Raw genomic sequence first — 13266 nt, forward strand, 5'->3', positions numbered from 1 at the left:
TTGGTTCGTTGGCCCTGCTTAGCCGGATTTTCCGCGCCCGTCACGCGTCTCGTCAGATTGGTCGAACAGGTCGGGCTGCAAGGGGCGCGGCGGCGTCCTGGGCGCCTTTGGGGCGGATTTCGGTGCGGGTTTGGGCGCGGCAGCGTCCGGCGCGGCCTTCTGCGGCATCAGCACCAGCCCGATCGCACCGGCAAAGATCGAGATGTCGGCCACGTTGAAGCTGTAGGGGTTCTGCCAGCCGGGCAGCGACATGTTGAGGAAATCGGCCACCGCGCCATAAAGAAGGCGGTCGATCACGTTCCCAACCGCCCCACCGATCAGAAGGCCCGCCGCAACCCTGCCGAACCGGCCCATTGCTGACCGCCACACCCAGATCCAGACCCACAGGCAGATGGCCAGCGCAATGCCGATCAGCACCCACCGCATCACGTCCTGTTCGGACGACATCAGGCCGAAGTTCACGCCCTGGTTCCAGGCCATGCGCAGGTTCAGCCAGGGCGGCAGGACGTCGATCTCGCGCACCCGGTCCAGCTGCATCACGTGGACCACAAGGTACTTCAGCGCCTGGTCCAGCAGGAAGATGCCTGCCGCGACCCACGCCACCAGCCGCATGTCGCTTCGTGCGGGCGGCGGGGGCGTGCGCGGCTTGCGCGGCCGCGGGGCCTTGGCGGCGGGTTTGGCGGGCGCGGACATCAGTGGCGGAAGTGGCGCTGGCCGGTCAGGACCATCGCAAGCCCAAGGCGGTTGGCGGCCGCGATCACCTCGTCGTCGCGCATCGAGCCGCCGGGCTGGATCACGGCCTTCGCGCCGGCCTCGGCCAGCGCCTCGATGCCGTCGGCGAAGGGGAAGAATGCGTCGGACGCGACCGCCGCGCCAGTGGTCAGAGGCTCGGACAGGCCAAGCGCCTCGGCCATGTCCTCGGACTTGCGGCGTCCGATGCGAGTGCTGTCCACGCGGCTCATCTGCCCGGCGCCGATGCCGACGGTCGCCCGGTCCTTGGCATAGACGATGGCGTTCGACTTGACGTGCTTGGCGACGGTCCAGGCGAACAGAAGGTCGGCCAGCTCGTCCTCGGACGGCTGACGTTCGGTCACGATCTTCAGGTCGGCCCGGGCCACGTGGCCGTTGTCGCGGCCCTGCACCAAGAGCCCGCCCGCAACCTGCCGGAAGGCCAGCCCGCCCGCACGCGGATCGGGCAGCCCACCCGTGGTCAGCAGGCGCAGGTTCTTCTTGGCGGCGAAGATGCGCTTCGCGTCCTCGTCGGCATCGGGGGCGATGACGACCTCGGTAAAGATCTTGACGATCTCCTCGGCGGTCGCGCCGTCCAGCGGCTGGTTCAGCGCGATGATCCCGCCGAAGGCCGAGGTGCGGTCACAGTCGAAGGCCCGCTTGTAGGCCTCCAGCGCGGTCGCGCCCTGCGCCACGCCGCAGGGGTTGGCGTGCTTGATGATCGCGCAGGCGGGGCCTTTCGCCGGGTCGAACTCGGCCACCAGTTCGAAGGCGGCGTCGGTGTCGTTGATGTTGTTGTAGGACAGCTCCTTGCCCTGGTGCTGCTGCGCGGTCGCCACGCCGGGCCGCGTTTGGCCGGTGACGTAGAAGGCCGCCTGCTGGTGCGGGTTCTCGCCATAGCGCAGGCCCTGGGCCAGCGTGCCGGCAAAGGCGCGGCGGCGGGGCGTGGCCTCCCCGATGGCATCGGCCATCCAGGTGCTGACCGCCGCGTCATAGGCGGCGGTGCGGGCATAGGCGGTCTGCGCCATTCGCTGGCGGAAGGGCAGGGTGGTGCCGCCGTTCGCGTCAAGCTCGGCCAGGACGGCATCGTAATCCTGCACATCCACAACCACGGTGACGAAGCCGTGGTTCTTGGCCGCCGCCCGGATCATCGCCGGCCCGCCGATGTCGATATTTTCGATGCAGTCGTCATAGGCGGCGCCGCGGGCGACCGTTTCTTCGAACGGATAGAGGTTCACCACCAGAAGGTCGATCGCGCCGATGCCGTGGTTCTCCATCGCGGCGACGTGGTCGGGGTTGTCGCGCAGCGCCAGAAGGCCGCCATGCACCACCGGGTGCAGCGTCTTCACGCGGCCGTCCATCATTTCAGGAAAGCCGGTGACATCGGCAACGTCGGTCACCGCCATCCCGGTGTCGCGCAGGGCTTTGGCGCTGCCGCCGGTGGACAGGATCTCGACCCCGCGCGCGTGCAGGGCACGGGCGAATTCGATCAGGCCGGTCTTGTCGGAAACCGAAATCAGCGCACGCTTGATGGCGACGGGGGCGGAGGCTGCGTTTGCAGGCATGGAAGGGGCCTCGTGTCTGGTTCCACGCCCGATTAGCGAAGCCGGTCCAGACAGTCCAGCGCCGGATGCCGATGGATGCCCCGCCGGCGACTGTCCGGCACGTTGCTGCCATGCTGGTTGCGGAGGGTCTCCAACCGCCTGAACTCATCTTTCGGACTGCCCTGCCGAGCCAGAACGCCGGCGTCTAGGCGTCCACCGGCTTTCGCAGCCGTGCCATGTAGAAGCCGTCCATCCCGCCCTTGTCGGGCCAGAAGTCGGGGCGCAGGCGCAGGCCGCCTTCCTCGGTAATCCATTCGGGGTCGATGCCCGGCAGGTCGAAACGCTCAACCATCAGGCCAGGGTGGCGGGCCAGCGCCTCGTCGATCTGCACCTCGCCCTCGTCGGGGATGAGGGAGCAGGTCGCAAAGACCAGCCGTCCGCCGGGGCGCAGCAGCGACAGCGCGTGGTCCAGCAGCGCTGACTGCAGCTCGATCAGCTCGGCGATGCCGTGGCCGTCGCGGATGAAGGGCAGGTCCGGGTGGCGTCGGATCGTGCCGGTGGCCGAACAGGGCGCGTCCAGCAGGATCGCGTCGAACTGGATGTCTGGGCGCCATGCCAGCGCATCGGCGGCCACCAGCCGTGCGGTCAGGCCGCAGCGGGCCAGGTTCTCGGCCACGCGCTTCAGGCGCTGGTCGTTGACGTCGACGGCGATCACCTCGGCCTTGGCGGCGGCCAGCTGCAGCGTCTTGCCGCCGGGCGCGGCGCAAAGATCCGCTATGCGTTCCCCCGCCTGCGGGTTCAGAAGACGCACGGGCAGGGCGGCGGCGGCGTCCTGCACCCACCAGTCGCCCACGTCATAGCCAGGCAGCGCCGTCACCTGCGCCGGGCCGTGGATGCGCCACGACCCGGTGGGCAACGGATCGGCGCCGGGCACCGCCGCCGCGCCGGGGCGGGGCGTCAGGTCCAGGGGCGCGCCGCGCTGATGGGCGGCCTCGATGGCGGCCATGACGTTCTCGCCATAGGCGTCCACCAGCGGACCCCGCAGCCATTCGGGCAGCCGCTGCGGCGGCAGGTCCGCCCAGCCTGCGAAGGCGCTGGCCTTGCGCAGCACCGCGTTCACCATGCCGGCTGCAGCCTGCCCGCGCTTGCCAAGCGTGCGCGTCAGATCGACCGCAGCGCCGACGACTCCGTGCGCCGGGGCGCCCAGCTCCAGCATCTCGACCACGGCCAGACGCAGGACGTCGGCGATCTGGGGCGCGGGCTTGCGGGCGACCAGCGGCTCGATCACCCGGTCGGCGCGGCCCTGGTGTCGCAGGGTCTCGGCCGCCAGCCGCGCCGCGCGGGCCTGGTCTGCCACCGGCAGCGACCGCAGCGCGCCGGACTGGTCCGACAGGGACCGTCCCTCGCGCACGCCCTGGATCAATCGCAAGGCGCCCCTGCGCGCCACATCGCCGCCCGGCTTTGCCAAATCGCTTTCCTTTGCCTACATGTTCGTCAAGACTGACCGTCACCCATACGCCCATCCGGAGGATCTTTCCATGAGCGATGACACCCCCGACCTGCCGTCCGCCGCGCAGCGCGCCCTGGCCGAGGCCGAGGAACGCCGCCGGGCGCAATCCGCGCAGATCCTGCCCAAGGAATACGGCGGCCGCGACGGGCCGGAACCCGTGCGCTATGGCGATTACGAAAAGAACGGCATCGCGGTGGATTTCTGAATGGCCGGGGGCAACTGAATGGACTGGCTGAAGGCCTCGGCCACGCAGCAGGGGCGCGCCATCCTGGCGGGCCTTCTGGACCCGATCAACCAGACCGAGGCCTATCTGGAGGCCGCAAAGTCCCATCTCGACTGCGCCCGCATCTATGCCCGCCTGACGCCCGCCCGCGCCCGCTCCGAGGCCGTGGCCGCCCATGACCGGGCCAAGCAGGAACGCCGCCACAGCCTGCTGGACGGCGTTGCGATCAGCTGGAAGGACAATATCGACAGCGGCGGCACCGTGACCGAGGCGGGATCGAAGCTGCTTGAGGGCCGCGTGCCGCGCAAGGATGCCAATATCCTGTCGCGCGCGGCGCGGCGCGGCACGGTCTGTCTGGGCAAGACGCACATGACCGAGCTGGCGTTCTCGGGCCTGGGCCTGAATCCGGTGACGGCCACGCCGCCGAATGCGCTGGACCCGGCGCTGGCGCCCGGCGGGTCGTCGTCGGGTGCGGCGGTGTCGGTGGCCTTGGGGCTGGCGGCTGCGGCGATCGGGACGGATACCGGCGGCTCGGTCAGGGTGCCGGCGGCTTGGAACGGGCTGGTGGGCTTCAAGCCGACGCATGACGCGCTGCCCGAGAAAGGCGTGGTGCCGCTGGCCCGCCGCTTCGACATCGCCGGTCCCATCGCCCGCACGGTTGAGGATTGCGCCGAGCTGTTTGCCATCATGGCCGACCAGCGCGCCCCGGACCTGGACCAGGCGACCGTCCGCGGCCTGCGCCTGATGGTGCTGGACGGTCTGCCCTTCGATGGGGCCGAGGCCGGGCCGGTCGCGGCCTTCGAGGATGCCGTGGCGCGGCTGGCGAATGCCGGGGCAAGTGTCGCCCACGTCACCACCGACTGGCTGGACCGGGCAATGGCGCTGTCGCCGCAGCTCTTTGCGCCAGAGGCCTATGGCATCTGGCGGGCGCAGATCGAGGATGCGCCCGAGCTGATGTGGAAGCCCATCCTGGACCGTTTCCGTGGCGGGGCCGAGGTCAGCGGCCCGGATTACGTCGCCGCGTGGGAGCAGCTGTCCCGCATTCGCCGCAAGTGGATCAAGGATGTCGTCGGCGGCTATGACGCGGTTCTGGTGCCGACGGTGCCGATCATGCCCCCCGCCACTGACCGGCTGATGAATGACGAGGCCGAGTTCGTGCGCGCCAACCTTCTGACGCTGCGCAATACGCGAATCGCGAACCTGTTGGGCCTGCCCTCGATCACCTTGCCGACCGGGCATCCCTGCTGCGGGATATCGCTCATGGGGCATGCGGGTCTGGACCGCCACCTGCTGCGCGTCGCCGCCGGGGCCGAGGCCGCGCTGGCCGCATAGGCCCTGTCCCGGCTGGACGCAGGGGTGTCTTCACGCTAATGTTTCCGCCAAGAACGGGGCGAAGACCCCGAAGAAGCGAGGCACAGATGGCATTCCCCGAGCGGTTCTCGAACCTGCCGGAATACGCGTTTCCGCGTCTGCGGGCGCTGCTGGCGGACATCACCCCTGGGTTGTCCGCGGGCGAATCCCCCGTGGTCCTGACCATCGGCGAGCCGCGCCACCCGATGCCGGATTTCGTGGCAGACGTCATGGCCGACAGCATCGGTGAGCTGGCGAAATACCCGATCAACGAAGGCACGCCCGAACTGCTGGCGGCGATCGGCGGCTGGCTGGGGCGGCGCTATGACCTGAATGTCGCGCCTGATCGGCTGATGGTCCTGAACGGCACGCGCGAGGGGTTGTTCAACGCAGCCCTTGCGCTCTGCCCCGAGGTGAAGAACGGCCGGCGCCCTGCGATCCTGATCCCGAACCCGTTCTATCAGGTCTATGCCGTGGCCGCCGCCGCGGTTCAGGCCGACCCGATCTTCGTCCCCGCCACGCCCGATACCGGCAACCTGCCCGATTACGCGGCGCTGGACCCGGCGCTGCTGGACCGCGTCGCGTTGGCCTATGTGTGTTCGCCCGCCAATCCGCAGGGCGCGGTGGCCGGGTGCGACTATCTGGAACGTCTGGTGGCCCTGGCCGAGCGTCACGATTTCCTGATCCTGGCCGACGAATGCTATTCCGAGATCTGGCGCGACACGCCGCCGCCCGGTGCGCTGAAGGTCGCGACCGACATGGGGCTGCCAGACCGGGTGGTGATGTTCAACTCGCTGTCGAAACGCTCGAACCTGCCGGGGTTGCGATCGGGCTTCGCCGCAGGTGGCGTGGCCCAGATCCGGGAATTGCGCCGCCTGCGCAGCTATGCCGGAGCGCCTCTGTCGCTGCCGGTGCAGCGCGTCAGCGAACGCGCCTGGGCCGACGAGGCGCATGTGGACGCCAGCCGGGCGCTTTACCAGCAGAAATACCGCATCGCCGACCGGGTGCTGGGCAACGTCCCCGGCTATCGCCCGGTCGAGGGCGGGTTCTTCCTGTGGCTGCCCGTCGATGACGGAGAGGCCGCGGCCCGCAAGCTGTGGGCCCGCGCCGGCATCCAGGTGCTGCCGGGCGCCTATCTGTCGCGGGACGTGGACGGCCACAATCCGGGGCAGGGCTTCGTCCGCGTGGCGCTTGTCGCCGATGCGGACCAGACCGAGGCGGCGCTGACGCGCCTGCGCGCGGTGCTTTACGACGACAACGCTGAGGGGTGAGATCATGGCAAGCTGGCAGGCGAAACACCGCGATCCGCTGTTCGACCAGTCCACCCGCGCGGCGCTGGAGCGTCGCGGCAAGGAGCTGGCGGGCGCGGGCCTGATCGTCCTGGGCATCGTGATTGCGATGATGCTGGCCAGCTGGACCGCCGACGACCCCAGCTTCCGCTCGGCCACCGACGCCCCAGCGCAGAACATGCTGGGCACCTTCGGGGCCTATGTCGCATCCGCGCTGATCATGATCGCGGGGCTGGGGTCTTGGATGCTAGTCGCCGCCGCCTGGGTCTGGGGCCTGCGCCTGATGCTGCACAAGGGCGAAGACCGCGTGATGCGCGGCATCTTCACGCCCTTGGGCGTAGCGCTGGTCTCCGTCTATGCTAGCACGCTGGTGCCGGGGCCGGAATGGCAGCAGACCTATGGCCTGGGCGGGCATTTCGGCGACATGGTCATGGGCGCGCTGCTGAACCTGCTGCCGATGAAGGCGCAGTTGGGCATTCGCGTCGCGGCGCTGCTGATGGCCGTGGCCGTGGTCGCGGCCAGCGCCTTCGTCTTCGGCTTCGACCGGGCCGAGCTGACCGCCCTGTGGCGGCGCTTCACCGAAGGGCTGGCGACGGCGCGCCACCTGGCGGCAGGGGCGGCGGCGACGGGCGTAGCCGCCTCGCAGCGCCTGCGCCGGTCGCGTGGCACCCCTGATGAACCGCGCGCCGCGCCTGTCGTGGCCGCGCCCCGCCGCCGGGCTGCCCCGCCCCCCGCCTTCGAGCTGGAGGAGGAGCTGCCCGAGCCCGAACTGATCGAGCGCGACACCGACTGGGACGGCGACGGCCCCTCGGACGACGAGGTGCGCGGCCGCATCAGCGACGCGATCCGCACCAGCACGGCCAAGACCTCGGTCCTGAAGGCGGTGACCTCGCGGCTGACGCGTGACGGGATCCCCGCAGCCCCCGAGCCGGAGGCCGAGGAGGATGACGAGCCAGAGGCAGAGGCGTCGCCGCTGCGCATCGTGGCCCCCGCCCGCAGGCCCGAACCCGCGCGCACGCCGGTCCCCGCCCCCCTTCCGGAGGAGTCGCAGAACGGCTATGAGCGTCCGCCGCTGGACCTGCTGTCGGCGCCGCAAGAGGGCGACCAGCAGCCCGTCTCGCAAGAGGTGCTGATGGAGAACGCGCGCTCGCTGGAAGCGGTGCTGGACGATTATGGCGTCAAGGGCCAGATCACCGAGGTGCGCCCCGGCCCCGTCGTCACGCTCTACGAATTGGAACCGGCGCCAGGGCTGAAGGCCAGCCGGGTGATCGGCCTGGCCGACGACATCGCGCGGTCCATGTCGGCCCTGTCGGCGCGCGTCAGCACGGTGCCGGGCCGGTCGGTCATCGGGATCGAATTGCCGAATGCCCGGCGCGAAAAGGTCCTGCTGCGAGAGATCTTTGCCAGCCGCGCCTTCGGCGACGGTACGCAGCCGCTGCCGCTGGCGCTTGGCAAGGACATCGGCGGCGATCCGGTCGTGGCGAACCTGGCCAAGATGCCCCACCTGCTGATCGCCGGGACTACGGGCTCGGGCAAGTCGGTAGCAATCAACACGATGATCCTGAGCTTGCTCTATAAGCTGACGCCGGACGAGTGCCGGCTGATCATGATCGACCCCAAGATGCTGGAACTGTCGGTCTATGACGGGATCCCGCACCTGCTCTCCCCCGTCGTCACCGACCCCAAGAAGGCCGTTGTCGCGCTGAAATGGGTCGTGGGCGAGATGGAGGACCGCTATCGCAAGATGTCCAAGATGGGCGTCCGCAACATCGAGGGTTATAACGGCCGCGTCCGCGAGGCCCTGAAGAAGGGCGAGATGTTCAAGCGCACCGTCCAGACCGGCTTCGACGAGGACACGGGCGACGCGATCTGGGAAACCGAGGAGTTCCAGCCCGAGACCTTCCCCTATATCGTCGTGATCGTCGACGAGATGGCCGACTTGATGATGGTGGCGGGGAAAGAGATCGAGGCCTGCATCCAGCGGCTGGCGCAGATGGCGCGGGCATCGGGCATCCACCTGATCATGGCGACGCAGCGTCCCTCGGTCGATGTCATCACCGGCACGATCAAGGCGAACTTCCCGACGCGGATCAGCTTCCAAGTGACGTCCAAGATCGACAGCCGCACCATCCTGGGCGAGCAGGGGGCCGAGCAGCTTCTGGGCCAGGGCGACATGCTGTATATGGGCAACGGCACGCGGATCACCCGCGTCCACGGCCCCTTCGTCAGCGACGAGGAGGTCGAGGAGGTGGTGAACCACCTGAAGTCCTTCGGGCCGCCCAGCTACAAGTCGGGCGTGGTCGAAGGCCCAGAGGACGACAAGGCCGACGACATTGATGCCGTCCTGGGCCTTGGCGGCGGCGACGGTGGCGACGACGCGCTTTACGACCAGGCGGTGATGATCGTGGCCAAGGATCGCAAATGCTCGACCAGCTATATCCAGCGCAAGCTGGCCATCGGCTATAACAAGGCCGCGCGTCTGGTCGAGCAGATGGAGGATCAGGGCGTGGTCAGCGCGGCCAATCATGTCGGCAAGCGCGAGGTCCTGGTCCCCGAGGTCTGAAGCTGGCGCGTCGCCAAGGGGCACGGTATATCCAGGACATGACGATCTGGCACCTTCACCTGCTGAACGCGCGCAATGCGCTGACAGGATCCATGTCCGAGATCCGTGCCGCGGTGCGCGAGGCCGTGGCGCTGGCCGAGGATCACGCGACGCTGCCGCGCTTCGACCTTGTCGTGCGGGCTGGCGATGCGACGATGTCGGACCGGTGCGTCGGCGGGCAGGTGCCCGCCCCCGGCCAGATCGAGATCACGCTGATGCCTGACCGGTTCGATGCAGGGCATCTGCGGCGGGCTGTCGTTCGCGAACTGCACCACCTGCTGCGGCGGGACGGGCCCGGCTTTGGCCTCTCCCTGGGTGACGCGCTGGTGAGCGAAGGTTTGGCCGGGCATTTCGTGCTGCGGGTCCTGGGCGGCGCCGCTGATCCGTGGGACGCCGTGCGGCCGGGGCCGGGAATGCTGCGGCAGGCGGGCAACCTGTGGGCGCGGCACGAGTTTGATTTTGCAGAGTGGTTCCTGGGGCGCGGCAAGATCCGCAGGTGGACAGGCTATGGCGTTGGGCACATGCTGGTGGCCGAGCATCTGGCGCAGATGGCTGATGAGAGCGCCGCCAGCCTGACCGGGGTGCCGGCAGACGCATTCCGGCCCGCGCTGCGGCGCCTGATCGCCGGCGAGGGCGGTGAGGAGCCGGAGGAAAGCGAGATTGCGTCCCGCGACGCCGGGGGGCCAGCCCCCCGGACCCCCCGGGATATTTGACGACCGAAGCCTGGCTCAGCGGTGCCGGGCGAGGGCGAAGGCCAAGCCGAGGATCAGGCCTGTCACTGCCCCGCCCAGATGCGCCTGCCAAGCGATCGACGGCATCAGCAGGGTCAGGCCGATGTTGAGCGCAAGAAGCAGGACGACGGCGCGCGCCAGTGGTGCCATCGACCGCTGACGGCGGCGCAGGGTGACGGCGGCATGTCCCACGAGCGCTGCGGCGACGCCGAAGACGGCACCCGAAGCGCCGATCATCGGTCCGGCCAGGGGCTGCATCAGCGCGAAGGCCAGCGCGCCGCCGATCTGGCTGGCCAGGTAGATCAGCGCCATTTGCCCCGGCCCGATCATGCGACCAAGTTCCCGGCCGACGGCGGCCAGCGAGATCATGTTCATGGCGAGATGGATCGGCCCCGCGTGCAAGAGGCCATAGGTGAGAAACATCAGGAGCCATTGGCCCGAATAGAGGCCCGCGCCTTCCCAGAAGAGCATCGACCAGAAGGCCCCTGCCATGAAGGTCAGCTGCCGGACACCGGGATAGCCCACGAGGCCTGCGACGAGCAGCGCGGCCTCGACCAGGCAGCAGACGACGATGAGGAGGCGCAGCCAACCCGGCATGCGGGGCGGGTCGAGCCTGCGTGACGTGACGCGCGGGATCGCGGTCGGGCGCGGAGCGTCAGTCATCGGCCTTGATCTGGCGGGCCTCGTCGATGAGCATGATCGGGATGCCCGACCGGATCGGGAAGGCGAGGCCAGCCGGGCGCGACACCAGCTCTTGCCGGACGGCGTCGTAATGCAGCGCGGCATGGGTGACGGGGCAGACCAGTGCCTCGAGCATGTGGCGGTCGAGGGCGGGGGCGGTATCGGTCATTGCAGTCGTTCCTCGTTCTCGCCGCCGTGGAGCGCGAATTCGATCAGGCCGACCAGCAGCTCGCGCCGGTCCGCCAAGGTGGGGGATTCCAGCAGCGCCTGTTTGTCGCCGGGGCTGAAGGGCAGCATCATCGACAAAGAATTGATCAGCAGTTCATCCTCGGCCTGCGAGGCGGCGTCCCAGTCGGTCGACAGCTCCTGCGTCTCCATGTAGCGGGCCAGCAGATCGAACAGCGCCTTGCGGTCGAGGTCGGGGTCCTGTTCCGACCCGGCAGTGTCGCGCGGGAAGGACGACCAGTCCACGCGGCCCTGCAGATAGGGGGCAAACCCCTCCTGCGGTTCCAGCAGGCGGAACCGCGAGACGGCGCCGAGCGAGATCATCATCCGGCCGTCCTCGGTTTCCGAAAATGCGATGACACGCCCGGCGCAGCCGATGGCGGACAGGCCCTCGCCCTCGGGCTGGATCATGCCGATCAAGCGGTGGTCGGTCTTGAGCGTGTCTTCCAGCATCTGCAGGTAGCGGGGTTCGAAGATGTGCAGCGGCAGGCGGGCGCGGGGCATCAGCACCGCCCCCGGCAGCGGGAAGAGGGCGATGCGGTCAGGAAGGTCGAAACGGCGCGGCATGGATTAGGCGAAGATCAGCGACGACAGGCGGCGGCGGCCCTTCTGGGCGACGGGGTCGTTCGGCTTGAGGCTGTCGAAGATGGTGATCAGCTGGGCCTTCGCGGCGCCGTCGTTCCATTCGCGGTCGCGGCGGAAGCTGTCCAGAAGGACGTCGATGGCCTCCTCGACCCGGCCGGCGGCATGAAGCGCCTGGGCGTATTCCAGCCGCGCCTGCTGGTCTGCAGGGTCCGCATCGACGCGCGCCTGCAGGTCGTCCAGCGGCCCGGCGCTGCTGGCCTGCTGGGCCAGTTGCAGTTGAGCGCGCGCGGCCTCGACCGGGGCGGCGCCGGCGATGGGGTCGGGAACTTGCGTCAGCGTCGATGCCGCCGCGGCGTGGTCGCCAGCCGCCAGGTGGGCGCGGATCAGCCCGCCCCAGGCCTCTGCGCTGTCGGGCATCTCGCCGATGATGGCGGTGAAGGTTTCGATCGCGTCGGCGGCCTCGCCATCCTCGATCATCTGCTCGGCCGCGGCCAGCGCGTCGGCCAAGCCGCCGTCGTCGCCCGACATGGCGGCCAGCTTGTCCACGAACTGCTTGATCTGGCTTGCCGGCAGCGCGCCCTGAAAGGCATCGACCGGCTGGCCCTTGAAGAAGGCATAGACCGTCGGGATCGACTGCACACGCAGCTGCGACGCGATCATCTGGTTCTGGTCGACATCCACCTTGGCCATGCGCACGCGGCCCTTGTGGCGGGCGACCTCGGCTTCCAGCGCGGGCCCGAGCGTCTTGCAGGGGCCGCACCAGGGGGCCCAGAAATCGACGATGACGGGCACCTCCATCGAGGCCTCGACGACCTCGGCCATGAAGTTGGCCTCGGTCACGTCCTTGATGAAGTCGTCGGTCTTGGGCGCGGCGGCGCCATCGAAAAGCATGGTCATGTCGTCCCCGGATCTTCGGTTCGTGGCGTTTGGCCCCAATATGGGGGGTCGGGCGGCCGGGCGAAAGAGCCGATTGCGCGCCCGGTCACAGGTCGAAGCTGGCCATCACCGGAACGTGGTCGCTTGGGCTTTCCCATCCGCGGCAGGGGCGCAGGATGCGGCTGCCGTGGGCGGCATTCGCGATGTCGGGGCTGGCCCAGATGTGGTCCAGGCGCCGCCCCTTGTCGGCCGCGTCCCAGTCGCGGGCGCGATAGCTCCACCAGCTGTAGAGAAGCCCCGAGGGGATGTCCTGGCGCGTCACGTCCACCCAGTTGCCCGCATCCTGGGCAGCCAGAAGGTGCTCGACCTCGATCGGCGTGTGGCTGACGATCTTCAGCAGCTGCTTGTGCGACCAGACGTCGTCCTCGCGCGGGGCGATGTTCAGATCGCCCACCAGGATCGACCTCTTCGGCTTGTCGGCGTGGAAGACGTCGCGCATCTCGGCCACGAAATCCAGCTTCTGGCCGAACTTCTCGTTCACGCTGCGGTCGGGAACATCGCCGCCGGCGGGCACATACATGTTGTGGATCACGACACCGTTTTCCAGCCGCGCCGACACGTGCCGGGCATGGCCGAGGCGTGCATAGTCGCGGTCGCCCGCATCCTCCAGCGGCAGGCGCGACAGGATCGCCACGCCGTTATAGCCCTTCTGCCCGCGCGCGACGATGTGGTGGTATCCCAGGTCGCGGAACTTCGTCAGCGGGATCTTGTCCACCGGCGACTTGCACTCCTGCAGGCACAGCACGTCGGGGGCCTCTTCCTCCAGCAGGCGGGCGACCAGCCCCTCGCGCAGGCGGACGGAATTGATGTTCCAGGTGGCAATGGTGAACATGGGGCTCTCCTTTGGGCGCGGACCCTAGC

Annotated in this window: 13 protein-coding genes; 5 read left to right on the forward strand and 8 right to left on the reverse strand. The window is 69.1% G+C overall.

Annotation, left to right across the window (positions count from 1 at the left end; genetic code table 11):
- Positions 1-18: 18 nt before the first annotated feature.
- From lspA to OC184_RS08415, 3 genes are all read right to left on the reverse strand, one after another.
- Positions 19-612, reverse strand: a complete 594-nt coding sequence (lspA, locus tag OC184_RS08405) for a signal peptidase II (protein WP_265506754.1) — start codon at positions 610-612, stop codon at positions 19-21.
- A gap of 80 nt (positions 613-692) precedes the next feature.
- A complete protein-coding gene (gene purH / locus OC184_RS08410) occupies positions 693-2294 on the reverse strand; it encodes a bifunctional phosphoribosylaminoimidazolecarboxamide formyltransferase/IMP cyclohydrolase (protein ID WP_265506755.1) in 1602 nt (533 codons plus the stop codon).
- Between the two features lie 184 nt (positions 2295-2478).
- Positions 2479-3741 carry an RsmB/NOP family class I SAM-dependent RNA methyltransferase gene (locus OC184_RS08415; protein ID WP_265506756.1) on the reverse strand — a complete coding sequence of 421 codons (1263 nt, stop codon included), beginning with the start codon at positions 3739-3741 and terminating at the stop codon, positions 2479-2481.
- 70 nt (positions 3742-3811) lie between these two features.
- On the opposite strand from OC184_RS08415, the gene OC184_RS08420 reads away from it, so the two are divergent.
- The 5 genes from OC184_RS08420 to OC184_RS08440 all read left to right on the forward strand — a co-directional run bounded on the left by OC184_RS08420 (position 3812) and on the right by OC184_RS08440 (position 9960).
- On the forward strand, positions 3812-3988 hold the full coding sequence (locus tag OC184_RS08420; RefSeq protein WP_265506757.1) for a DUF1674 domain-containing protein: 177 nt from the start codon (positions 3812-3814) through the stop codon (positions 3986-3988).
- 18 nt (positions 3989-4006) lie between these two features.
- On the forward strand, positions 4007-5338 hold the full coding sequence (locus OC184_RS08425) for an amidase (RefSeq protein WP_265506758.1): 1332 nt from the start codon (positions 4007-4009) through the stop codon (positions 5336-5338).
- Positions 5339-5424: 86 nt separating this feature from the next.
- A complete protein-coding gene (locus OC184_RS08430) occupies positions 5425-6627 on the forward strand; it encodes an aminotransferase class I/II-fold pyridoxal phosphate-dependent enzyme (protein ID WP_265506759.1) in 1203 nt (400 codons plus the stop codon).
- Between the two features lie 4 nt (positions 6628-6631).
- Complete coding sequence (locus OC184_RS08435; RefSeq protein ID WP_265506760.1) at positions 6632-9208, forward strand: DNA translocase FtsK; 2577 nt, start codon at positions 6632-6634, stop codon at positions 9206-9208.
- Between the two features lie 38 nt (positions 9209-9246).
- Positions 9247-9960, forward strand: a complete 714-nt coding sequence (locus tag OC184_RS08440; RefSeq protein ID WP_265506761.1) for a DUF2268 domain-containing putative Zn-dependent protease — start codon at positions 9247-9249, stop codon at positions 9958-9960.
- A 15-nt stretch (positions 9961-9975) separates the two neighbouring features.
- On the opposite strand, the gene OC184_RS08445 is transcribed toward OC184_RS08440, so the two are convergent.
- The 5 genes from OC184_RS08445 to OC184_RS08465 form a co-directional block, all read right to left on the reverse strand.
- Positions 9976-10641: a rhomboid family intramembrane serine protease gene (locus tag OC184_RS08445; RefSeq protein ID WP_265506762.1), complete on the reverse strand. Its 666-nt coding sequence runs from the start codon at positions 10639-10641 to the stop codon at positions 9976-9978.
- Positions 10634-10828 carry a Trm112 family protein gene (locus OC184_RS08450; RefSeq protein ID WP_265506763.1) on the reverse strand — a complete coding sequence of 65 codons (195 nt, stop codon included), beginning with the start codon at positions 10826-10828 and terminating at the stop codon, positions 10634-10636. Before OC184_RS08450 ends, OC184_RS08445 begins: the two co-directional genes overlap by 8 nt.
- Complete coding sequence (locus OC184_RS08455) at positions 10825-11451, reverse strand: LON peptidase substrate-binding domain-containing protein (RefSeq protein WP_265506764.1); 627 nt, start codon at positions 11449-11451, stop codon at positions 10825-10827. The genes OC184_RS08450 and OC184_RS08455 overlap by 4 nt, the downstream gene beginning before the upstream one ends.
- Before the next feature lie 3 nt (positions 11452-11454).
- Entirely contained in the window at positions 11455-12360 is a 906-nt protein-coding gene (gene trxA / locus OC184_RS08460; RefSeq protein WP_378926704.1) for a thioredoxin, read from the reverse strand.
- A gap of 91 nt (positions 12361-12451) precedes the next feature.
- Positions 12452-13237: an exodeoxyribonuclease III gene (locus OC184_RS08465; RefSeq protein WP_265506766.1), complete on the reverse strand. Its 786-nt coding sequence runs from the start codon at positions 13235-13237 to the stop codon at positions 12452-12454.
- Between the last annotated feature and the right edge of the window lie 29 nt (positions 13238-13266).

The sequence above is a fragment of the Paracoccus rhizosphaerae genome (assembly GCF_026162645.1).
Classification (GTDB): Bacteria; Pseudomonadota; Alphaproteobacteria; order Rhodobacterales; family Rhodobacteraceae; genus Paracoccus; species Paracoccus rhizosphaerae.